15 protein-coding genes are annotated in these 22939 nt (G+C 66.4%); 4 read left to right on the top strand and 11 right to left on the bottom strand.

The features are described 5' to 3' along the window. Positions 1–3: 3 nt before the first annotated feature. Genes AB1A62_RS15875 through AB1A62_RS15855 form a run of 5 tightly spaced genes read right to left on the bottom strand, consistent with a single transcriptional unit; the run spans position 4 to position 9330 of the window. Positions 4–1686 carry a thiamine pyrophosphate-binding protein gene (locus AB1A62_RS15875; RefSeq protein WP_366662432.1) on the bottom strand — a complete coding sequence of 561 codons (1683 nt, stop codon included), beginning with the start codon at positions 1684–1686 and terminating at the stop codon, positions 4–6. Between the two features lie 4 nt (positions 1687–1690). Next, the gene (locus AB1A62_RS15870) at positions 1691–4102 is read right to left on the bottom strand and encodes an FAD-dependent oxidoreductase (protein ID WP_366662431.1); all 2412 of its coding nucleotides are present in this window, start codon (positions 4100–4102) and stop codon (positions 1691–1693) included. Next, a complete protein-coding gene (locus AB1A62_RS15865; protein ID WP_366662430.1) occupies positions 4095–6500 on the bottom strand; it encodes an FAD-dependent oxidoreductase in 2406 nt (801 codons plus the stop codon). Before AB1A62_RS15865 ends, AB1A62_RS15870 begins: the two co-directional genes overlap by 8 nt. Next, the gene (locus AB1A62_RS15860) at positions 6497–7786 is read right to left on the bottom strand and encodes an aminotransferase class III-fold pyridoxal phosphate-dependent enzyme (RefSeq protein ID WP_366662429.1); all 1290 of its coding nucleotides are present in this window, start codon (positions 7784–7786) and stop codon (positions 6497–6499) included. Before AB1A62_RS15860 ends, AB1A62_RS15865 begins: the two co-directional genes overlap by 4 nt. Then, entirely contained in the window at positions 7783–9330 is a 1548-nt protein-coding gene (locus AB1A62_RS15855) for a trimethylamine methyltransferase family protein (RefSeq protein ID WP_366662428.1), read from the bottom strand. The genes AB1A62_RS15860 and AB1A62_RS15855 overlap by 4 nt, the downstream gene beginning before the upstream one ends. 105 nt (positions 9331–9435) lie before the next feature. On the opposite strand from AB1A62_RS15855, the gene AB1A62_RS15850 reads away from it, so the two are divergent. After that, positions 9436–10326: a LysR substrate-binding domain-containing protein gene (locus tag AB1A62_RS15850; protein WP_366662427.1), complete on the top strand. Its 891-nt coding sequence runs from the start codon at positions 9436–9438 to the stop codon at positions 10324–10326. Between the two features lie 227 nt (positions 10327–10553). Here AB1A62_RS15850 and AB1A62_RS15845 read toward each other — a convergent pair whose 3' ends face one another. Next, on the bottom strand, positions 10554–11255 hold the full coding sequence (locus AB1A62_RS15845) for a GntR family transcriptional regulator (RefSeq protein WP_366662426.1): 702 nt from the start codon (positions 11253–11255) through the stop codon (positions 10554–10556). 204 nt (positions 11256–11459) lie between these two features. Between AB1A62_RS15845 and AB1A62_RS15840 the strand changes: the two genes are divergently transcribed. The 3 genes from AB1A62_RS15840 to AB1A62_RS15830 all read left to right on the top strand — a co-directional run bounded on the left by AB1A62_RS15840 (position 11460) and on the right by AB1A62_RS15830 (position 14656). Further along, positions 11460–12545, top strand: a complete 1086-nt coding sequence (locus AB1A62_RS15840) for a TRAP transporter substrate-binding protein (RefSeq protein WP_366662425.1) — start codon at positions 11460–11462, stop codon at positions 12543–12545. Between the two features lie 66 nt (positions 12546–12611). Further along, positions 12612–13109 carry a TRAP transporter small permease subunit gene (locus AB1A62_RS15835; protein WP_366662424.1) on the top strand — a complete coding sequence of 166 codons (498 nt, stop codon included), beginning with the start codon at positions 12612–12614 and terminating at the stop codon, positions 13107–13109. Continuing rightward, positions 13106–14656, top strand: a complete 1551-nt coding sequence (locus AB1A62_RS15830; protein WP_366662423.1) for a TRAP transporter large permease subunit — start codon at positions 13106–13108, stop codon at positions 14654–14656. The genes AB1A62_RS15835 and AB1A62_RS15830 overlap by 4 nt, the downstream gene beginning before the upstream one ends. Positions 14657–14704: 48 nt before the next feature. On the opposite strand, the gene AB1A62_RS15825 is transcribed toward AB1A62_RS15830, so the two are convergent. From AB1A62_RS15825 to AB1A62_RS15805, 5 genes are read right to left on the bottom strand one after another with little or no spacing between them, the layout of a single operon-like run. Then, complete coding sequence (locus AB1A62_RS15825) at positions 14705–17335, bottom strand: molybdopterin-dependent oxidoreductase (RefSeq protein ID WP_366662447.1); 2631 nt, start codon at positions 17333–17335, stop codon at positions 14705–14707. Continuing rightward, positions 17335–17667 (bottom strand): nitrite reductase small subunit NirD, encoded by a 333-nt coding sequence (gene nirD / locus AB1A62_RS15820; RefSeq protein ID WP_222509859.1) that lies wholly within the window; start codon positions 17665–17667, stop codon positions 17335–17337. The genes AB1A62_RS15825 and nirD overlap by 1 nt, the downstream gene beginning before the upstream one ends. Further along, positions 17664–20105, bottom strand: coding sequence for a nitrite reductase large subunit NirB (gene nirB / locus AB1A62_RS15815; RefSeq protein WP_366662422.1), 2442 nt, complete (start codon positions 20103–20105; stop codon positions 17664–17666). Before nirB ends, nirD begins: the two co-directional genes overlap by 4 nt. Positions 20106–20109: 4 nt before the next feature. Continuing rightward, complete coding sequence (locus AB1A62_RS15810; protein ID WP_366662421.1) at positions 20110–21792, bottom strand: nitrate ABC transporter ATP-binding protein; 1683 nt, start codon at positions 21790–21792, stop codon at positions 20110–20112. A 6-nt stretch (positions 21793–21798) separates the two neighbouring features. Beyond that, complete coding sequence (locus AB1A62_RS15805; protein WP_366662420.1) at positions 21799–22872, bottom strand: ABC transporter permease; 1074 nt, start codon at positions 22870–22872, stop codon at positions 21799–21801. Positions 22873–22939 lie beyond the last annotated feature (67 nt).

Here is a 22939-nt window from a genome sequence, read left to right as displayed (position 1 = left end):
CGCTCACTCCTTTGCCGGCGCTGTGAACAGGTCCTTGCGCAGCGTCATCAGCGCGCCGGGGTCGATCCTTGCCTGGATGATGGTGGTCTCCTCACTGGCAATCGCCGCCTCCAGCGCCGGGCCCATTTCGCCGGGACCATCCACCCAGATGCCCCTGCCGCCGCACAATTCCGCAAACTTGTCATAGCGCGGCGAGGTGATCTCCGCGCCCAGCAGGCGCCCGCCGTAAAATTCCTGCTGATAAGCCTTCTCGGCCCCCCAGGCCTGGTTATCCAGAACCACCACCACAACCGGCAGCTTATGCTGAATGGCGGTCTGTATTTCGATCATGGTGTAGCCGACGGCACCATCGCCCATCACCGCCACCACCGGGCGGTCCGGGCTGGCCGCCTTGGCGCCGATGGCCGCGGCCAGGCCAAAGCCGACCAGGCCGAAGTCCAGCGGCGTGATCAGGCTCAGGGGCTCGTAATGCGCCAGCCGGTCGGCGGCCTGCAGGCAGGTGTTGCCGGTGTCGAGCGTGACGATGGCGTTTTCCGGCAACGCGGCGCGGATCTCACCCAGCGCCCGGCGCGGGTGCATCGGCAAAATCAAGATCTGCGCTTCTTCCGCGCGCTCGGCAGCAAGGCTTTCCATATCCGCCTTGAAAGCTGCCCGCCATTCGTCCGCAGCAGGTTTGGAGGCCGCTGCGGCCAGTGCCTCCGCCGTCAGCCGGGCATCGGCCTGCACCGCGATCTCGGCCGGGAAGTAGCGGCCCACGGCAGAGCCGTCGATGTCCACATGGGCGATGCGGGTCTTTGCGCCGACATAGTCATTGCTGTGGAAGGTGGAGTTGAAACCCAGCCGCGCGCCCAGCACCACCATCACGTCGGCTTCCCTGGTGAGGCGGCTGGCCACCCGGTTGCCCCGCGGCCCCGCCTGGCCTGCAAACCACGGATGGCCATGGCGCATCACGTCGGCATGGCCGGTCGAGGCGACCACCGGCACCTCCAGCGTTTCGGCCAGTGCAGTCAGCGCTGCGCGCCCCCTGCCCCATTTGAACCCGCCGCCCGCAAAGATCACCGGGCGTTTTGCCGTGGAGAGCATAGCCCCGATGGCGTTGATGTCTTCCGGCGCCGCTGGCCCCGGGCGGGCGATGTTGACCGGCTTGGGATCAATGGCCGCAACTTCGGCAGCAAACAGGTCGCGCGGCACATGCAGCACCACCGGCCCGCGGCGGCCCGAGTTGGCCAGCCGGATCGCGTCCTCCAGCATCGGCGCCAGGCGCGACGGATCGGTGACCATGACAGAGCGTTTCGAGATCGGTGCAAACAGCGCCACCTGATCCACCTCCTGAAAGGTGTCCTTGGCCTGATCGGCCCGGGTGATGGCGCCTGCGATCACCACCAGCGGCGAATAGGCCAGCTGCGCCTCTGCCACGGCGGTCACGATGTTGACCACGCCTGGCCCGGCCTGGGCACCCAGCACCACACCGGGCTTGCCGGTCATCCGTGCCCAGGCGTCGGCCATATGGCCCGCCGCACGCTCATCCCGGGCGCCGACATAGGCGATCTCCCCGCCCTGGTACATCGCGTCATAGAGTTCCAGCATCGACCCTCCCAGCAGGCCGAACACGGTGCCGATGCCATTGGCCTTCAAAACGCGGTAGACGGCCTCGCCTCCGGTGATCTTGGTGTTCATTGTGGTCATGGTCTCAATCCTCGGATCGGAGCCGCAGGTTCTGCGGGTCAAAAACTGCTTCATCATGGATGGTGACGGGAAATTCCTGGTTCAGGATCTGCACGGCCAGGCCTTCGCGCGGCGTGCCCTTGCGGACAAATAGCCAGCCCAGCGATTTGCCGACCGTGTAGCCATAGCCGCCGGAGGTGGTCAGGCCGACGGGCTTTCCCTCCCGCAGCACCGGCTCGCCGCCGTGGATATCGATCCCGTCTGCGTGGAGTTCGCCGTAGTACAGCGCCCAGCCCGGATCACGCGCCAGCAAGGCCTCCTTGCCCAGAAACTCCCGGCCCTCCGCCGCCACAAACCGCTCCAGTCCCACATCCAGCGGTCCCGCGTCGGTGGTCAGCTCGCCGGAGGCGCGGTAGGCTTTCTCCATCCGCATCCCGTTGAAAGCATAAGACCCCAGATCGCCCAGCCCGTGTTTCTCTCCGGCGGAAAACAGCGCGTCGTAAAGCTCGCCGATATGATCCAGCCGCGCGTGCAGCTCCCAGCCGAGCTCGCCGACGAAAGAGACCCGCAGGGCGTAACACGGAATACCCGCCACGGTGATCTCCTGCCCGGACAGCCAGGGGAACGCCCGGTTCGAAAGGTCCGCATCCGTCAGCTCCGCCAGGATCCGGCGCGAGGCCGGGCCGGAGAGCGCCAGCATGCCCCAATTCTGGCTGCGGTTGACCATCCGCACGTCTTCACCGTCGCGGATATGCGACTTGATCCAGTCGAAGTCCGGGTTGGCACGGGCAATGGGCGAGCCGGTGAAATAACGGTCCTCCGCGATGCGCCAGATGGTGATCTCGGTCTCGAACCGGCCTTTCTCTGTCAGCAGGTGGTTCAGGCTCATCCGCCCATCGCGGGACGGGATCCTGTTGGCCGACAGCCGGTCCAGCAATGCGCCTGCATCCCGGCCGGTAATCTCAAACTGGGCAAAGGCGCAGAGGTCGATGACACCCGCTGCCTCGCGGGTTGCCTTGGCCTCCGCCATCGCATTGGCATGCCAGGGCTGATGGCCCCAGCCGATCTTTTCCTTCTCGCCAATCGCGCCGAAGTAGCGCGGGCGCTCCCAGCCTGCGACCTCACCGAAGACCGCGCCCTTGGCGGCCAGCCGGTCATAGAGCACATGGCGGTTGAGGGGCCGAAGGCCTTCGAACTGCTTGCCTGGGCACGGGGTATCATGCCGCCGCATGAACTCATCCTTGGTGCGCTCGACAATGAAATGGTCGGTCGAGAAGTTGCCATAGCGGCGCGGGTCCATGCCACGGGTGCTGATCGGAGTTTCGCCATGCACCATCCAGTCGGCCAGCACCTTGCCCGCGCCGCCGCCCCAGGCAAGCCCGATGGAGGAGCCGCAGGACAGCCAGACATTGGGCGCACCCGAGGGGCCCACCAGCATACCGCCGTCCGGCGTATGGGTGATCGCGCCGCGCACCACGCGTTTGATGCCGAGATCTGCCAGCACCGGCATCTTCTCAAACGCCACCATCAGAAAATCCCCGATGCTGTCGTAATCCGCCTCAAACAGCTCATTCTCCGCGGCCCAGGGCGCGCCCTGCGGCATCTCCCAGACGGTGGGGCAGACATGACCCTCGTAAATGCCAATGAGGCCCGATTTCTGCTCCTGCCGGATATAGCCGCCATAGGCGTTGTCGCGCATCACCGGCAGCTCGGGCCGGTCCAGAAACTCCGGCACGGTATCTGTCACCAGATAATGATGCAGGCAGCTGACAGACGGAATTTTCAGCCCGAACCACTCGCCTACCTGATTGGCATAGGAGCCCGCCGCGATCACCACATGCTCGGCCAGCACGTCGCCTTTTTCCGTGCGCAGCAGCCACATGTCCCCCTTGCGGGAGGCGCCCAGCACCTGATTGCGCCGCTCGATCCTGGCGCCGCGCGCGCGGGTGGCGGCGGCCAGTGCCATGGTGACGGACGAAGGGTCGATATGCCCGTCCTCGAATGTGCGCACCGCCGCCTTGACATCGTCCACTTTGTAAAACGGGTTCACCCGGGCGACCTCTTCCGGACCGACCAGCTCCATCGGCAGGTACAGCAGCTTGCCGACCCCCATGATCGACTTCATCCAGTCGGCCTCATCGTCGGTTGTGGCAATGCGAAAGCCGCCGACCTCATGCCAGCCGATGCTCTGGCCGGTCTCCTGCTCGACCCGCTTGTAGGTCTCGATCGAGGTCTTGTTGATCCAGCCCATCAACCGGCTGCCCACCGCATGGGCGATCTGTCCCGCCGCGTGCCAGGTGGAGCCTGAGGTGAGCTCCGCCTTCTCGAACAGGATCGTGTCGGTCCAGCCGTTCTCGGCCAGCTGAAACTGGGCCGCCACGCCCATGATACCGCCGCCGATAATGGCAACCTGTGTGGTGCGTATGGTATCAGTCATGGGCAAACGCCTCTTTGGCGGGCTTCAGCGACGCCTTGGCCCCATAGCGGATGCAGGCGATTTCGACCTCGAAGCCGGAAACAACTGTTTCGCTGGCAAGCTGATCCGGCGGCGCATCTATCATCGCCAGCGCAACCGAACGGCCATAGCGGTAGCTCCAGGCGGCCGAGGTGATCTGGCCCACAACTTTGCCGCCGTAGTAAACCGGCTCATCATGGATTGGGATCGCCTCCGGGTTGTCGAACAGGATCGAGACGATCCGGCGATCCGGGATAAGGTGCTGCAGCACGTCCTCACCCACAAACCCGGTGCCAAAAGCGCAAAAGGCCCCCAGCCCGGCCTCCTGCGGCGTGGTGCCGGGGCCCAGTTCATGGCCGAAGGCCCGGAAACCGCTTTCGATCCGCAGCGAGCCGCTGGCAAAAAGCCCGGCGTGGCTCGCCCCCGCTGCGACCAGCGCCTCATGGGCCGCCATCGCCATGTCGGCGGGGATATAGAGCTCATAGCCCTCCTCGCCGGTGAAGCTCAGCCGCCCGGCCCAGCCGCGCGCCAGGCCGATCTCCGCGGGAGCAAACTGGAAGCGTTTCAGATCCGGCACCGGGCTGTTTGAAGTGGCTTGCAGCACTGCGCGGGCCTGAGCACCTGCCAGGCCAAGGATTGCATAGCCGCTGGTCACATCGGTGAACTCGACCTGGAAGGCGCCCTTGGTTTCGCGCATACGCTTCAAATCGCGCACCACCTCGCCTGCACCCACGATCATCAAATAGGTCTGCGGCCCGTGCCGCTGCACCGTGACATCGCTTTCGATGCCGCCCTTGCGGTTCAGGATCTGGCTATAGGCGATACGGCCTTCGGCAATATCCATCTGCGCGGCGCACAGATGGTTGAGGAAAGCGCAGGCATCCGGCCCCTGCACCCAAATCTTGCCAAAGGCGCTCTGATCCAGGATGGCGGCGCCGTTGCGGCAGGCCTCCACCTCGCGGCCCACCTGATCGCGCCAGGCAGGCACCCCGAAGGTCAGCGGCAGATGCGCGGCCTCGCCGCCGAAATGCACCGCCCGCTCCCAGCCGCCGCGGCTTTCAAACCTTGCCCCGGCTGCAGCCAGACCTGCGTGGATTGGGGAGCGGCGCTGGCCGCGGGCGGTCTCCATGGACCGGCCCGGATAGGGATTGACGTAATGGCGGCCCAGCACCTCCGGGATGCGGGCCTCTAGCGCGCCCAGCACGTTCATTTCCGGGCTGAAGCGGCGGATGTCGGCCTCGTTCAGGTCCATCGTTGGCTCGCCCGCGATGATCCACTCGGCCATCGCGCGCCCTGCGCCGCCAGCCAGCGCGATGCCGGTGGAGTTCATGCCGCCCATCAGGAACAACCCCGGCACCTCGGGGCTTTCGCCCAGCATGAACTGGCTGTCGAGGGTGAAGCTTTCCGGCCCGTTCAGCAGCATCCGCACCTCGGCCTTCTCCACGGCCGGGATGCGGCGCAGGGCGTTTTCCATCATCGGCATGAAGTGGTCCCAGTCCTCGTCCAGCAGGTCAAAGGAGAAATCCCTGGGCAGCCGGTCCAGGGGCAGCCCCTTGGCGTGCGGCTCAAAACAGCCGACCAGAAGGCCCTCCACATCGTCACGGGCGTATAGGAAGGCGTCCTGATCATTGAGCGTCGGCAGATGCGCGCCTTTGCCCAAGGCCTGCACCTCTTGCAGCGGCTTGGTCAGGATGTAGAAATGCTCGCAGGCGTACAGCGGCATATGGGCCCCTGCCATCGCGGCCACCTCGCGGGACCACAGGCCGCAGGCGATCACCACTTCCTCCGCTTCGATCACATGCTCACCCGCTGCGACACCGGAGATCCGCCCGCCCGTCTTCTGCAGCCCGGTGACGGCAGTGTCCTCAAAAATCTGCACACCCCGTGCCCGCGCCCCCTTGGACAGCGCCAGCGCCACATCCGAAGGGTTCACGCGGCCATCCGCAGGCGACCAGACCGCGCCGATTACATCGCTTGTCTCGATCAGCGGCCATAGCTCCTTGGCGCGGGCGGCATCCACCACTTCGGCCTCCAGCCCGAATGCGCGGCCCAGCGACACCTGCCGCTTGATATTGGTCAGCCGGTCCGGGTTGGTCGCCAGCGTCAGCGAACCGGTCTGAGTCCAGCCGGTGGCCTGGCCGGTCTCAACCTCCAAATCCCCATAAAGGTCGATCGAATAGTTGATCAGCCTGGTCAGCGTCGCCGAGGGCCGCAGCCGGCGTACCAGCCCGGCCGCGTGCCAAGTGGTGCCGCTGGTCAGTTTGGAGCGCTCCAGCACCACGATATCCGTCCGCCCCTCTCGGGCGAGGTGGTAGGCGATGGAACAGCCGATGACGCCGCCGCCGATTATGACGGTGCGGGCGCGGGAAGGCAGGGTCATTGCAGCACTCCGTCCTGAACAAGCTCGGCAAACACCGCATCGAAGGCGTCCAGCGCCTCGCCGATCAGCTCCGGGGTATGCGCCGCAGAGGTCACGCAGGAGGTATGGCTCATCAGATCCACGCCGCGCACCAGCAGGCCGCCGCGCAGGCCAGCCACCAAGGCAGGCGGCACGCTGCGGATTTCAGCCGGGCTCAGCCCCGCCGGGTCTGTTGCGCCGAACAGCAGATGGCAGGTTGAGCTTTCGCCATAGGCGCACCCCGTGATGCCATGCTGTGCCATCAGCGCATTAAGGCCGCCGCGCAGGTGCTCTGCCATGGCATCGGCCTGCGCCTGCGCCTCTCCGGTGGCCAGCAACGGCATCGCCGCGCAGGCCGCGGCGGCAACCAGGGGGGAGCCGTTGAAGGTCCCCTTGTGGCTGACCGGCGGCGGCAGCCCGTCCCGCGCGGCGGCGTTGTTCATCAGCTCCATGATGTCCGCACGCCCGCAAACGGCCCCGCCCGGCAGGCCGCCGGTCACGACCTTGGCCAGCGCCGTCAGGTCCGGCACGATTCCGTCGCGTGCCTGCCGTCCGCCGGGTGACCAGCGCAGGCCGGTGATGATCTCGTCAAAGATCAGCACCGCCCCGGCAGCCCGGGCCGCGTCATGCAGGGCACGCAAAGTTGCCGAAGGCAGCGGCACCGAACCGTAATTCGCCCCGGAGGCCTCGATAATCACCGTGCCGATGCTGTTGTCCTGCAGGGCCGCCTGCATCGCCTGCGGATCGGCGGCGCAGACCTCGATCAGGCCGTTCACCGCGTCCGGCACTCCCAGGGACGCGGCCTGCAAACTGCCCGCCTTGGCGCCTTTCAGGGCATGATCGTGCCAGCCGTGATAGTGGCCGTCGACCCGCAGAACCTTGTCCCTGCCGGACCAGGCGCGGCCCAGCCGCATCGCCAGCATCGTCGCCTCGCTTCCCGAGGCGGTGAAACGGGTGCGTTCGGCGCAGGGAAACAGCCGGTTGACCCATTCCGCCCATTCAATCTCGGCCTCGTGGCAATCGGCGCTGAACACTGCGCGCTCCGCCTGCTCCTGCAGCGCTGCTACAATGGCGGGGTGGCCGTGACCCAGCATCTGGCTGGCCGACCCCATCTTGAAATCGATATAGCGGCGCCCCTCCGCATCCCATTTCTCGGCGCCAGCAGCGCGTTCGATATAAATGGGGTGCGGCGCGCGGTAGCGCAGCTCGTGGCTGACCCCGCCCGGCAGCGCCGCACGGGCTCGGGTGCTGAGTTCAAAGGTGTTCATGCGGGCCTGCCGATCTGTTCGCGGGTGAGCCGGATGTCGAATGCCGCGCGCAGCGCGCGGTCGGTCTCATCGCTGACATGCTGCGGAAAATGCGCACCCAGAATTTCACGGGCCGTGTCCCGCGCCGCGTCGCCCACCGGCCGGGCGCCAGCCTCCTGCCATTCGCGCGGGGACCGGCGGTCGCCGATATGCGGATAGAAGTAGTCTGATTTCATCCGCTCAAACGTGTGCTGCTCCCCCAGATAGTGGCCTTCGCCGCGGCACACCTGGGCGATCACATCAGCGGCAATGTTTTCCGGCGTCGCCTCGACCCCGCGGATTGTGCGCAGGATGTTGCCCAGCAGATCATTGTCGCTGACATAGGCCGCATGGCTGACCCCCAGCAGGCTCGCCTGCATTCCGGCCGCCTGGGTGACGATATTGGACCCTGCATGGGCGGCCATCGCCACGGCCAGCGATTTCTCGGCGCCGTATTGCGCGTCCAGGCATTTGGAATCGGTGATCCCCGCGATAGAAGAAACCGGCAGGCCGAAGTGCCGCCCCATCTGGGCCGCGCCCGCCATCAGGATCGCCTGCTCGCCGCCGCCGCCGCACATTGACCCGGTGCGCAGATCGGCCACCAGCGGCTTGGGGGCAAAAATTGCCTTGGCCTCCGGGTCCACCAGCCTGGCAAAGACCAGCCCGGCCAGCGTTTCGGCAACCGCCTGCACCAGCGACCCGGCGATTGTGGCGGGGCTGGTCGCCCCCGCCTGGCCAGCGCTGATCAGCTGCACCGGGAAGCCCGCCTTGATCGCGGCCTCCAGCACTTCGCAGGCCTCCTCGGCAAAGCGCATCGGCGGCACCACATGGCAGACCATCACCGTCAGGAAGGGCCGCGCCCGGAACGCGGCCTCGCCGCCGGCGATGCGGTAGCAGAGATCCGCGATCGGCCGCACGTTCTCCGGCGCGCTGATCGAGATCGAGACATGCTTGGAGGTGCCCATCAGGCAGGCGTAGGCGGTGTTCAAATCCATCACCGCGTTGTCCTCGATGTCGCGCGCCACCACCGAGCGGCTGAAATGGTGGATGTTCTCCATCCGGTCGACAATCCGGGCCGCGTCATAGAGGTCCGCCAGCGTCGAGTCGCGGTAGGCCCCGGTGTCGAGGTCGAACACCCCCGGCGCCGCGCCGCCGGTCGACATGTGGACTCGCGCGCCGCCGATCAGCAGATCGTTTTCCGGCTCCTGGCCGCACAGCGTGAACTCCTTCTGCGCGCCCTCCACGGCCCATCGCACCAAGGCACGCGGGAACAGCAGCCTGCAGTCTTCGGTCAGCTGCCCGCCGGCGGTGCAGACCTTGTCGATCATGGACGGTACGGCCTGGCTCAGCCCCAGCGTTTCCAGAAGCGACAGCCCCGCCTCCTCCACCAGCGCAACCTCCTCAGGCGCAAGCGGTTTCAGCCGTCCGCCTTCGACCCCGGGCCACACCGGCCTGACGCTGCCAGCCTCGCTGGCCGCATTAAGCCGCTCCTTGCGCCCGCGCCTTCGATTTCCGGATACCGCCATATCATGAGTCCAGCTAATTTCTCCCGGACGGTGATGCCAAAAACCCACGTTTACAAATGGTCTTTCCTCAGCAAATAATGAGCTTTGCTCATCTATGGAAACAGCATGCTGCCGTCTCTCTCCGCATTACGCGCCTTCGAAGCCGCCGCCAGAACGGGCAGCTTTCGCGCTGCGGCTGAGCATCTGTCCGTGACCCCCACCGCAATCAGCCACCATATCCGCGGCCTCGAGGAGCAGCTTGGCACCAAGCTGTTCAAACGCTCCGGGCGCGATGTGGTGCTGACGGAAGACGGGCAGCGGCTGGCTGAAACGGCGGTTCAGGCCTTCGGCATGCTGGAAGATGCCGTCCGCGCCCTGAGGCGCACGTCCCGCAAGACCGTGCGCGTTGCCACCGGGCCGATCTTCACTGCCCGCTGGCTGATGCCCCGGATCAGCGACCTCTGGGAGAAGCATCCCGAGATCGAGCTGGAAGTGGTGCCGTCTTATCAGCCCGGCACGCTGAACCGGGAAAACGTCGATATCGTGATCCGCTGGGAGCGCATGTCGGAGATGCCCGAAGGGGCTGTCAAACTGCTTGAACTCAGCCCGGTGGCAATTGCGTCAAATGAATTCCTCACCCGGTTCGGCCCTGTGAAATCGCCCGAAGACCTGTTGCAGCTGCCTCTGTTGCACCAGAGAAATCACTGGGGATGGCTGGACTGGTTCACGGCAATGAACGTGCGGGTTCCCGGTTCTCTGCGCGGTCCGGTATTTGAAGACGCCAATGTGCTTTTACGGGGTGCGGCCGAAGGCCAGGGGGTCATTGTCGGATGGCTGCCGCTGATTGACCAGGATCTGGCAGACCACCGGGTCGTCCGGCTCTTTGATGAGCAGATCGCCCCGACCCATGGCTATTACCTTGAAGACCGCCATGGCAGCCGGACGCGCCGCGAAACGCAGGTGGTGCTGAAGTGGCTGACGGACCAAAGCGGCCGGGCCGGCATTGGACACCACTGACCTTCGGCCGGACTGATTTGGCCCGGCGGAACCGGCTTGCCGGGAACTGTCTGGCGAACCTCCGGCGGCCGGTATCTTCCCTGATAGACGAAACCAAACAGTCGGATTGCAGGCATTAGCCCCCTGTCGGAGAAAGGCTGCTTCCCGCCTTGCTTGTGCCGTTCTGTCTGCCGGAAACCCCCGGCGCGGAAATCCGGCCGGCCGCCACCGGGGCCGCGCCGTTTCCGTCAGCCCTGGGTGAACAGCTGATAGCCCGGGTGGGCGACGGCGCACAGGCTGGTGATCGGGGCATCTCCGATCCAGGTGGTGCGCTCCATGACGAACAGCGCATCCCCGACCTTGCTCTGGAGGATTTCACTGTCGCTGCCGGTGCCGGGGCGGGCGTACAGCCGCAAATCGCATCTGCTGTAGGGGCGGTTGCGGACCAGCCATTCGTTTGCACTTTCACGGCTCAGGTCCACCGACGCTATCTCCGGCACGGTTTCCAGGCAGATCCAGCGGTCTTCGAAGATATAGGGGCGGCTGTCAGCGAGATGCAAAGCCTCCACGCGCAGCATCGGGCGGGCCTCTGGCAGGCCGAAGTTGGCCATGATGGCCGGGGGGGACGGCTGCATGGACTGCCGGATCAGCTGGTAGCGGTAGACGCTGCCTTTCTGTTCGACCTCCAGCCGGGTGATCGGGATGTTGAGAGTCGCTCGCGTCACCGGATCGCGCCGCACCATGGTGCCGCCCTTGCGGCGCCGTTCCACCAGCCCGCTTTGGGCGAGGTCGCGCATGGCCCGGTGAACGGTGGAGCGGGCGCAGCCGAACCGGGCAGCGAATTCCTCGTCCCGCGGCAGCTTGTCTCCCGGCCCGTAGGTGGAGTTCAGGATCATCTCCCGGATGCTGTCCCGGATTGCCACCCAGGAATGCCGCTGCTTTTCCGCCATCTAATATCCCCCAGATCAAACGGGAAAATGCTTACTGCCGCTCCATATTTCATTCAGCGCAGTAAGGCGAACGCGAACCGCGCAACCGTGATTGACATTAATATGTAGCTACATATTAATGTAAAGCACGTACAAAACAAGGCTGATTCTGCGCTGCCCGCGCCCGGTCACCGCAGGTCCACCGACAGACGGAGGAATGGAGACATGGAAAGACGTGAGTTTCTGAAAGCGGGTGCGCTTGGCACCGCAGCCGCGGCGCTGGCCAGCCCGGCCATTGCCCAGGGCAAGATGCAGTGGAAGATGGTCACCGCCTGGCCCAAGAACCTGCCCGGGCCCGGTGTCGCGGCGCAGATGCTGGCCGACCGGATCACCACCCTGTCCGGCGGCCGGATCGAAGTGAAGCTGTTTGCCGCAGGCGAGCTGGTGCCGGGCCGCGGCGTGTTCGACGCGGTGTCCGAAGGCACGGCTGAGCTGTACCATGCGGTGCCGGCCTACTGGGGCTCCAAGTCCAAGGGCATCCTGCTGTTCGGCTCGCAGCCTTTCGGCCTGCGCGCGGATGAGCAGTTCGGCTGGCTGTACCACGGCGGCGGCCAGGCGCTTTATGACGAGATGTACGGCCGCTTCGGCATCAAGCCGTTCCTTTGCGGCAACTCCGGCCCGCAGTGGGGCGGCTGGTTCAAGACCGAGATCAACTCTGCCGAAGACCTGAAGGGCCTCAAGTTCCGCACCACCGGCCTGGCCTCGGAAATGGCGTCGAAACTGGGCATGGCCGCGGAGGCCACCAGCGGCCCGGCGATGTTCCAGGGCCTGCAGACCGGTGCGCTGGATGCCGGCGAATTCATCGGCCCCTGGACCGACAGCGCGCTCGGCTATTACCAGGTCGCCAAGAACTACTACTGGCCGGGCGTGGGCGAGCCGTCGTCGGCCGAAGAATGCGGCGTCAACGCCAGCGTCTTCGCGGAATTGCCGGAAGACCTGCAGCAGGTGGTGTCGCTGGCCTGCGAGAGCCTCTACAACCCGGTCTGGACCGAATACACCACCAAACACGCGCTGGCGCTGAAGAAGATGGTGGATGAGGACGGCGTGCAGGTGAAGATGTTCCCCGAGGACGTGATCGCCGCCATGGGCGCAGCCGCCAAGGAAGTGATCGCCGAGCTGCAGGAGGACGAGGACGAGCTGGTGCGCCGCATCACTGAAAGCTTCCTCTCCTACCGCGACAGCGTCGGCGGCTACATGACCTATGCCGACAACGGCCAGATGAACGCCCGTGCCTCGGTGATGGGCTACTGATCTTTACAAAGACCGCCGGCATCCGGGTGACCGGGCGCCGGCTTTTTGACGGGGGAGAAACGCAGGATGCTACGGGTTGCGGAGGCGCTGGACGGCCTCAACCGGGGGCTGACGCTGGGGATACGCTGGCTGGCGCTGCTGATGGTGCTGGCGCAGTTTGCCATTGTGGTCGGGCGCTACGTGTTCGGGGTGAACTCCATCGCCGCGCAGGAAAGCGTCCTCTACATGCATTCCGCCCTGTTCATGCTGGCGGCGGGCTACACGCTGCTGGTCGACAAGCATGTGCGCGTGGATGTGTTCTATGCGGGCCTCAGCCCCCGCACCCAGCGCCGCATCGACATCTTCGGCCATCTGGTGCTGCTGCTGCCGTCGATGGCGGCGCTGCTCTACTGGTCCTGGCCCTCGGTGCGCAATTCCTGGGCCATCCTCGAAGGCCCGATCGCCGTCGGCGGCCTTGAGGCCGTGTTCCTGCTGAAATCGCTGATCCCCGCCTTCTGCGTGCTGGTCATGCTGCAATCCATCGCCCTGCTGATCCGCCTGTTCTCCGAAAGAGCCCCCCAATGACGGAATATCTCGACCTGGTCATGTTCGCGGCCCTGATGGCAGCGATCCTCATGGGGTTCCCGGTGGCCTTCTCCATTGCGGGCATTGCGATCCTGTTTGCCTATCTCGGCTGGGCGCTGGGGGTGATGGATATCTCGCTGCTGGGGGCACTGGGCCAGCGCGCCTTCGGGCTGCTGAGCAACCAGGTGCTGATCGCCATCCCGCTGTTCGTGCTGATGGGGGCGATCCTGGAAAAGAGCCGCATCGCCGAAGAGCTGCTGGACACCATGGGGCGGCTGTTCGGCCAGCTGAAGGGCGGTTTGGGCATCTCGGTGGTGCTGGTGGGGGCGCTGCTGGCGGCGTCGACCGGTATTGTTGGCGCCACGGTGGTGGCGATGGGCATGATCGCCCTGCCCGCCATGCTGCGCGCGGGCTACGACCCGCGGGTGGCGTCGGGCATCGTCTGCACGGCCGGCACGCTGGGGCAGATCATCCCGCCTTCGACGCTGCTGATCATCCTTGCCGACGTGATGTCCAACGCCTACCAGCAGGCGCAGTACGAACAGGGCAAATTCTCGGTCGAGGCGCTGTCCGTGGGCCAGTTCTTTGCCGCGGCGCTGGTGCCCGGGCTGGTGCTGGTGGCCCTGTACCTGCTCTATATCCTGATCCGGGGGTTCCTGCGCCCGCAGGATATGCCCTCTGCCCCGTCCGGGCTGGCGCGTCCCGGCCGCGGTCAGGTCGTGCGCGCCGTGGTGCCGCCGATCCTGCTGATCTTTGCCGTGCTCGGCGCCATCCTCGGCGGCGTTGCCACCCCCACCGAAGCCGCCTCTGTCGGCGCCATCGGCGCCCTGCTGATGGCCGGCGTCCGCGCCGGCGGCCCGGCCCGGCTGATCCTGTTCGGTGCGGCTGCACTGATCCTGCTGGGCGTCCTGTCGGGCCTGCATCCCATCCGGCTGCAGCGCAGCGACCTCAGCAGCGGCGACTTTGCGGCGGGGCTGTTTTATGCGCTGCTGGCCGCAGCCGGAGCCGTCGCGGTGATCGCCGCCCTGCGCAGCGGGCTGAAACAGCGCATCCTGCACGAGGCCGTGACCTCGACCACGACAATGACGGCGATGATCTTTGCCACCATCCTGGCCGCGGGCATGTTCTCGCTGGTGTTCATCGGCCTGGGCGGCGAGGAGCGGGTGGCGCATATCCTCGGCAACATGCCGGGCGGGCCGTCCGGGGCGCTGCTGTTCTGCATGCTGTTCATCTTCGTGCTGGGCTTCTTCCTCGATTTCGTCGAGATCTCGGTGATCGTGCTGCCGCTGGTCACGCCGACGCTGATCCTGATGGGGCATGACCCGGTCTGGCTGGGCATCCTGATCGCGATCAACCTGCAGACCAGCTTCCTGACCCCGCCGTTCGGCTTCTCGCTGTTCTACCTGCGCGGCGCCGCGCCGAAGGAAGTGACCACCCGCCACATCTATCAGGGAGTCGTGCCGTTCATCGGGCTGCAGGCGCTTGGTGTTCTGCTGGTCTGGCTGGTCCCAAGCCTTGCGACCTGGCTGCCCGCCGCGATTTTCTGACAGCGGGCGCCCTTCTTTTGAAACTGCCGTCCCGCATGCCGCGGCCTTCTATTCCGCGGCATGCGGGACGGCGGTCCGGGCCAGCAGAGCTGCGATATCGGAACGGCAGGAGCCGCAGTTTGTGCCCGCCTGCAACGCGGCGCCGACCTCTGCAACGCTCATCAGCCCGCCGCTTTCGATGGCCTGCAGAATGGTGTTGGCGCCGACGCTGAAACAGGCGCAGACCACCGGGCCGGGGTCGGGCCGGCCCGCCGCCGGAACGCCGGTCAGAGCCTCCGCCGCGCAGCTGCCCGGCAGCCCCGCCAGGTAATCCCGGCTGACCGCCACCGGCTCCGGCGCGGTGAACAGCGCCGCCATGACCCTGCCGTCCTGAAACAGCGCCAGCCGGGCAATGCCCTTGCGGCGGTCCGTCATCACCTGCGCTTCGGCCGCCGGCAGGGCGAACAGCTCCCGCGCAACCGCCTCAAGGTCCGCCAGCGGGGCCAGCCCGGCCAGTTCCGCCCGGTACCCGGCGCCGGTCCGTGCCACCGCCCAGTACTCCGTCCGCGGCGCCATCGGGCGGCACGAGACGGCAAACCCGTACCAGGCAGGCTGCCAGCGTTCCGCCGCAACAACGGCCCCCTTGCTTTCGGGCTGCCCCGAAACGGGGTCGGTGGCGGCGGCGACGAGGGTGTCGATGCGCGCCGAGGGGGCGGTTTCCCCGGTCCAGTGGATCGGCACGAACAGGTCGCCGGGCTGCACATCCGCGGTGATCCGGGCGCGCAGGATCGCCTGCCCCTGCGGACTGCTGAGGCGCAGCAGCTCCGCGGGCCGCACACCCAGCCGCCGCGCGTCTTCCGGGTGGATATCGGCAAAGGGTTCCGCCAGATGCCCCGACAGCCGCGCCGCCCGCGCGGTGCGGGTCATCGTGTGCCACTGGTCCCGGATGCGGCCTGTGTTCAGGCGGAACGGGTGGCGGCGGTCCTGCGCAGCAGCCGGCGGGCGCCAGCGGACCGGCAGCATGCGGGCCTTGCCGTCCGGGTGATAGAATTGCCCGTCTGCGAAGAAACGCCCGCCCTGGCGGCTGCGGCTGACCGGCCAGCGCACCGGGCGCAACCCTTCGTAGTCAGTATCGGACAGGGTGCTGAGGCCGGAGATGTCAAAGTCCAGCCCGAAACTGCCGGCAATCCCCGACAGCGCAGCATGCTCGCGGAATATCTGTGCCGGAGACTGATAATCGAACGCCGGGCCCCAGCCCATGCGCCGGCCCGCATCGGCCAGAATGTCCCAATCGGCGCGGGCCTGGCCGGGCGGCGGCAGAACCGCGCGCTGGCGGCTGATGGTGCGGTCCGAATTGGTGACGGTCCCGTCCTTTTCCGCCCAGGCGGCAGCGGGCAGCAGCACATCCGCCAGCCGCGCGGTGTCGGTGGCGGCGGTGATGTCGCTGACCACGCTGAACTCGCAGGCCTTGATGGCGGCAGAGACGGCATCGGCCTCCGGCATGGTGACGGCCGGGTTGGTGTGGATGATCCAGAGCGCCTTCAGCCGCCCCTCCCCTGCCGCGCGGAACAGGTCGACCGCCTTCAGGCCCGCCCGCTCCGGCATCGCCGGGGCGCCCCAGAACTCCTGCACGGCGGTGCGGTGGCGGCTGTTTTCCAGATCCATGTGGCAGGCCAGCATATTGGCCAGCCCGCCAACCTCGCGCCCGCCCATGGCGTTGGGCTGGCCGGTCACCGAAAACGGCCCGCAGCCGGGCTTGCCGATGCGCCCTGTGGCCAGATGGCAGTTGAGGATGGCGTTCACCTTGTCGGCGCCGGAGGTGGACTGGTTCACCCCCTGGCTGAAGATCGTCACCACCTTTTCGTTGCGCATCCACAGATCGCAGAAGGCTGCGATTTCAGCCTCCTCCAGACCGGTCACCGCGGCATCGGCGGCAAAGGCGGCTTCCAGCGCCGCGCCCAGCCCGTTCACTTGGCGCAGATACTCCGCATCCAGCGCGCCGCCCTCGTAGAGCGCCGCCAGCAGCCGGTTGAACAGCGCCGCGTCGCTGCCCGCGCGCAGCTTCAGATGCATGTCCGCCTGATCGCAACTGGCAGTGCGGCGCGGGTCGATCACCACCAGCCGGGTGCCGCGGGCCTCGCGCGCCGCCAGAATGCGCTGGTACAGAACCGGGTGGCACCAGGCCAGGTTGGAGCCGACCAGGACGATCAAATCGGCCTCTTCCAGATCATCATAGGTGCCGGGCACTGTATCAGTGCCGAAGGCGCGCTTATGCCCCGCCACGGTGGAGGCCATGCACAGGCGCGAGTTGGTGTCGATATTGGCCGAGCCGAGAAAGCCCTTCATCAGCTTGTTGGCGACGTAATAGTCCTCGGTCAGCATCTGGCCCGACAGGTAGAAGCCGACACTGTCCGGGCCGTGCTTCTCCACCGCCTGCCGGAACCTGGCGGCGACCAGGTCCAGCGCGCTGTCCCAATCGGTCTCCTGCCCGTTCACCTGCGGCGCCAGCAGGCGGCCCTCCAGCCCCAGGGTCTCCCCCAGCGCCAGCCCCTTGGAGCAGAGCCGCCCGCGGTTGGCCGGATGCTCCGGGTCGCCGCGCACCGCCAGCCCGCCCTGCCCGTCCTGGCGCAAGAGCACGCCGCAGCCTGTGCCGCAATAGGGGCAGGCGGAGCGGGTTTCCTGGCAGCTGTCCCCCGTCATCATGCGGCACTCCGCTTGCCGATGGCATCGCCATCAATCAGCAGGCGGCCGCTTTCGACGCGCACCGGGTAGGTGCCGATCCGGCCCTCATCCGCCCCCTGCGCCTGGCCGGTGTTCAGGTCGAACACCCAGTTGTGCAGCGGGCAGGTGACACTCTGGCCGTGCACGATCCCCTCGGACAGCGGGCCCCCCTTGTGCGGGCAGCGGTCGTCGGCGGCAAACACCTCCGCCGCGCCGGTGCGGAACAGCGCAACGCAGCCCACGGGGGTTTTCACCACCCGCGCGCCATGCAGCGGGATGTCTTCGATGTGTCCGATATCGATCCAGCTCATTCCGCGGCCTCCAGTGTGAGATTGGCAAGCGGCGCGTATTGCGCCCGCGTGGCGCTGTCCTGCGCGTGCTCCGCCCAGGGGTCCTTGCGGTAGACGGATTGCGACAGCTCGAACCGGGCGGCGAGCGCTTTGCGGTTCTCCACGTCGTCGACAATTTGTTCCTTGACCCAGTCGAGCCCCACCTTGGCGAGCCATTTGTAGATCCGGTCCAGGTACTTGGCGTTTTCGCGGTAGATCTGGGTCATCGCCGAGATCACCTCGATCGCTTCTTCCTCACTTGCCACCTTGCACAGCAGCTCGGTGCCCTTGATCTCCATGCCCGCAGCACCGCCGACGTGGATCTCGTAGCCGCTGTCGACGCAGACCACGCCGATGTCCTTGCAGGTCGCCTCGGCACAGTTGCGCGGGCAGCCGGAGACCGCGAGCTTCAGCTTGTGCGGAGTCCAGGACCCCCACAGGTGCTTTTCCAGCTTGATGCCCAGCCCGGTCGAGTCCTGGGTGCCGAAACGGCAGTGATCGGTGCCGACACAAGTCTTCACCGTGCGCAGCCCCTTGGAATAGGCATGGCCCGACACCAGCCCGGCCCGGTTCAAATCCGCCCACATCGAAGGCAGGTCCTCGCCCCTGACGCCCAGCAGGTCGATGCGCTGACCGCCGGTCACTTTGACCGTCGGCACGTCGTATTTGTCCGCGGCATCGGCAATGGCGCGCAACTCATCCGGGGTGGTGATGCCGCCCCACATCCGCGGCACCACGGAAAAGGTGCCGTCCTTCTGGATGTTGGCGTGCTTGCGCTCGTTCACGAAACGGCTTTGCGGATCGTCCTGGTATTCCAGCGGCCAGTCCGCCAGCAGGTAGTAGTTCACCGCGGGGCGGCAGACATGGCAGCCGTTCGGGGTGGTCCAGCCCAGTTCCTGCCAGACCGCGGCCTGGCTCTTCAGCTCCTGCGACTTGATCAGGCGGCGCACGTCCTCGTGGCTGAGATCGGTGCAGCCGCAGACCGGCTGCGCCTGCGGCATCTTGAAGTCGTCGCCCAGCGTCACTTGCAAAAGCTGTTCGACCAGCCCTGTGCAGGTGCCGCAAGAGGCGCTGGCCTTGGTCGTGGCGCGGATGGCGCCGAGGTCGGTGGCGCCGCCTTCGATGGCGCTGGTGATCTGTCCCTTGCAGACGCCGTTGCAGCCGCAGATCTCCGCCTCAGGCGGCAAGGCTGCAACGGCTGACAGAGGGTCCGCGGAGGCGCCCCCCTGGAAGGCCGGGCCGAAGATCAGCGTCTCGCGCATCTCGTCAATGTCGGTGCCGTCTTTGATCAGCCCGAAGAACCAGCTGCCGTCGGCGGTATCGCCGTACATCACCGCGCCGACCAGCCGGTCGTCCTCGATCACCAATCGCTTGTAGATGCCGCGGGAGGGATCGCGGAAGACAATGTCCTCGCGGGTCTCGCCCTCGGCAAAGTCGCCCGCGCTGAACAGGTCGCAGCCGGTGACCTTGAGCTTGGTGGCCAGCTCCTTGACCACAAAGGCATTCGGCTGGCCCAGAAGGCTGTCCGCCAGCACCTTCGCCTGATCATAGAGCGGCGCGACGAGGCCGAACAGGTGGCCGTCGAACTCCACGCATTCGCCGACCGCATAGACATCCGGGGCCGAGGTCTGCATCTGCGCGTTCACCTCGATTCCGCGCGCCACATCCAGATGCGCGTCAGTGGCCAGCCGGGTTTCCGGGCGGATGCCCACCGCCATCACCACCAGATCGGCCCCCAGCGTCTCGCCGCTCTCCAGCAGCACCGCCCGGGCGCGGTCCTCGCCCAGGATCGCCTTGGTGGCGGCCTGGGTTTTCACGGTGATGCCGCGCGCCTCCAGGTCCTTGCGCAGCAGGTACCCCGCGGCCTCATCCAACTGGCGCTCCATCAGATGGCCCGTCAGGTGCAGCACGGTCACATCCATGCCGCGCTCCTTCAGCCCCGCGGCCGCTTCCAGCCCCAGCAGGCCGCCGCCGATCACCACCGCCTTGCCGCCCTTGGCAGCGGCCTCGATCATCGCGTTGGTGTCATCCAGGTCGCGGTAGGAGATCACTCCCGGCAGATCATGCCCCGGCACCGGAATGATAAAGGGGGCGGAGCCGGTGGCGATCACCAGCTTGTCATACGGCACATGGCCGTTTTCGCCCTCCACCACCTTCATCTCGGGGTCGATCTTCACCACATGCTCGCCGAACCGGCAGGTGATGCCGCGCTCCGCGTACCACGCGTCCGAGTGGGTGACGATCTCCTCATAGGTCTTCTCGCCCGACAGCACCGGGCTCAGCATGATGCGGTTGTAGTTGCCGCGCGGCTCGGCGTTGAAAAGGGTGATGTCATAGGCGCCGGGATCCGCGTCGAGCAGATGCTCGATCACCCGGCCAGAGGCCATGCCGGCCCCGATGATGACGAGTTTCTGGGTCATGGTCTCACTCCGCTGCAATCTTGTCTGCGGCCGGTTTGGGGGCCGGCTTGGCCCCGTGCTCGTATTCCTCCAGGAAATCGAGCACCTCCTGCCGGTAGGTGTAGTAATCCGGGTGCTCCAGCAGCGCCTTGCGGGTGCGCGGGCGCGGCAGGTCCACCTCGGTGATCCTGCCGATGGTGGCCTGCGGCCCGTTGGTCATCATCACCACCCGGTCGGCCAGCAGGATCGCCTCATCGACGTCATGGGTGACGCAGATCGCGGTCACCTTGGTGCGGCTCCAGACCTCCATCAGCACCTCCTGCAGCTCCCAGCGGGTCAGGCTGTCGAGCATGCCGAAGGGTTCATCCAGCAGCAGAAGCTTGGGCGACAGCGCAAAGGCGCGGGCGATGCCGACCCGCTGCTGCATGCCGTTCGACATCGCGTTTGCGGGCTTGTCCATGGCGTCCGCCAGGCCGACGCGCTCCAGGTAGTATTCCACCACGTCCTGCCGCTCCGCCTGCGACGCCTTGGGATAGACCTTGTCGACGCCGATGGCGCAGTTCTCCCGCGCGGTCAGCCAGGGAAACAGGTTCGGCGACTGGAACACCACCGCGCGCTCGGGGTCGGCGCCCTCCACGTGGCGGCGGTCCAGCTTGATCGCCCCCTTGGAGATCGGGTTCAGCCCGGCGGCCATCGTCAGCACCGTGGATTTGCCGCAGCCCGAGTGGCCGATCAGCGAGATGAACTCGCCCTTGTTGATCTTGAGGTTGAAATCCTCGACCACGGTCAGCGGCCCCTTGGGCGTCGGGTAGATCTTGTGCAGCTGCGAGAAATCCAGAAACCGCTCCTCGGTGATCGACTTCGCGGCCTCCGCCACAGCCGCCGGCAGCCCGTGGATCGGGGTCACGTCCGGCAGGGTCTTCGTGCCTTCGGCCCGCGCCTTGATGCCCACATCCATCAGGCAGGAGGTGACCGACGCCCGCAGGCGCTTGAAGCTCTCGTCCGTGTTCATCGCGGAGCGGTCGCGCGGGCGGGGAATGGCGACGGTGAACTCCTCCCCCAGGCTGCCGTCCGGGTTCAGGACGAGGATGCGGTCGGCCAGCAGAATGGCCTCATCCACGTCGTTAGTGATCAGCACGCAGGTCTTCTTGTCCGCCTCCCAGATCGCCTCGATCTCATCCGCCAGATTGGCGCGGGTCAGCGCGTCCAGCGCCGACAGAGGCTCATCCAGCAGCAGCATCTCCGGATCCATTGCCAGCGCCCGCGCCACGTTGACCCGCTGGCGCATCCCCCCCGACAGCTCCGCCGGACGGCGGTGCGCAGCGTGGCTGAGTCCGACCATTTTCACATAATGGTCCACCTTCGCCTGTTTCTCCGCCCTGGACAGGCCGGGAAAGACCGTGTCCACCGCAAGCGCGACATTGCCGTTCACCGTCAGCCACGGCATCAGCGAATAGCTCTGGAAGATCACCCCGCGCTCGGGACCGGGGCCGGTGACCTCCCTGCCCCGGTACGTGACCGCCCCCTCCGCCGGTCTCTCCAGCCCGGCCATCAGGTTGATCAGGGTTGTCTTGCCGGTGCCGGAAAAGCCCAAAAGCACCAGGAACTCGCCCTCCTGAACCTGCAGGCTGATGTTGTTCAGAACGTCGGTGCGGCCGGTGCCCTCGCCAAAGCTCTTGGAGACATTGCTGAATTCAAGAATGCTCATGACGGCTCACCGGTTGTTCGTGAAGGTAAACAGCGACTGCAGCGCGTACATCACCCGGTCCAAGAGGAAGCCGATGACGCCGATGGTCAGCACCGCAACGATGATCCGGGCCAGCGACTGGCTGGAGCCGTTCTGGAATTCGTCCCAGACGAATTTGCCGAGGCCCGGGTTCTGCGCCAGCATCTCAGCCGCGATCAGCACCATCCAGCCGACCCCCAGCGACAGCCGCAGCCCGGTAAAGATCAGCGGCAGCGCCGACGGCAGCACCAGCTTGGTGATCTTGGTATAGGTGTTCATTTTCAGAACCTTGGAGACATTCACCAGGTCCTTGTCGATGGAGGCCACTCCCAGCGCGGTATTGATCAGCGCCGGCCACAGCGAACACAGCGTGACGGTGATGGCCGAGACCAGGAACGACTTTGAGAACAGCCCGTCGTTGGTGGCATATAGCGCCGAGACCACCATGGTCACGATCGGCAGCCAGGCCAGCGGCGACACCGGCTTGAAGATCTGCACCAGCGGGTTGATGGCCGCGTTCGCGGCCGGCGACAGGCCCGCCAGAATGCCCAGCGGGATCGCCACGGCGGCGGCGATCAGGAAGCCGAAGAAGACGGTCAGGATCGAGGTCCGGATCTGCTGGTAATAGGACGGCGCGCCGGTATAGGGGATATCCTTCACCCGCTCCGGCTGGCCGCGGTCGATGAACCGCTGGTTGCGGGCCTCCACTTTCTCGTAATGGGCCCGCTCCTTGGCGGCCTTGGCCTGCGCATCCTGATGCAGGTTCACCGCTTCGGTCCACACCGCACCCGGGCCGGGGATGGCGCCCAGCGAAGTCTGCACCTTGGGCGCCAGCACGGCCCACAGCATCAGGAACGCGGCAATGGCGATGACGGGAACCGCCAGCAGCCGCCAGATTTCCTTGATCTGCGCCTTGGGATTGTCCCCGGCGGCGGCTTTCAGAACCGGGGTCACCCAGGCCAGGCCAAAGACCTGGAACCAGGCGTCCATCTTGTTGATGCGGGTGAACAGCCGGGCGCGGCGGGCCTCGGTGCTCAGCGTGTCGGGGTCGGCGATCGTCATGGTGTCGTCCTCTGGGTATTGCGGGGAGGGAGGAGAGCGGCGCCGGCCCTTGCCGGGACACTGCCCT

The organism is Leisingera sp. JC11 (assembly GCF_040704725.1).
Taxonomy (GTDB): Bacteria; Pseudomonadota; Alphaproteobacteria; order Rhodobacterales; family Rhodobacteraceae; genus Leisingera.
Note: the sequence above shows the minus strand (reverse complement) of the source record. Positions and strands in the feature narration are given on the sequence as shown.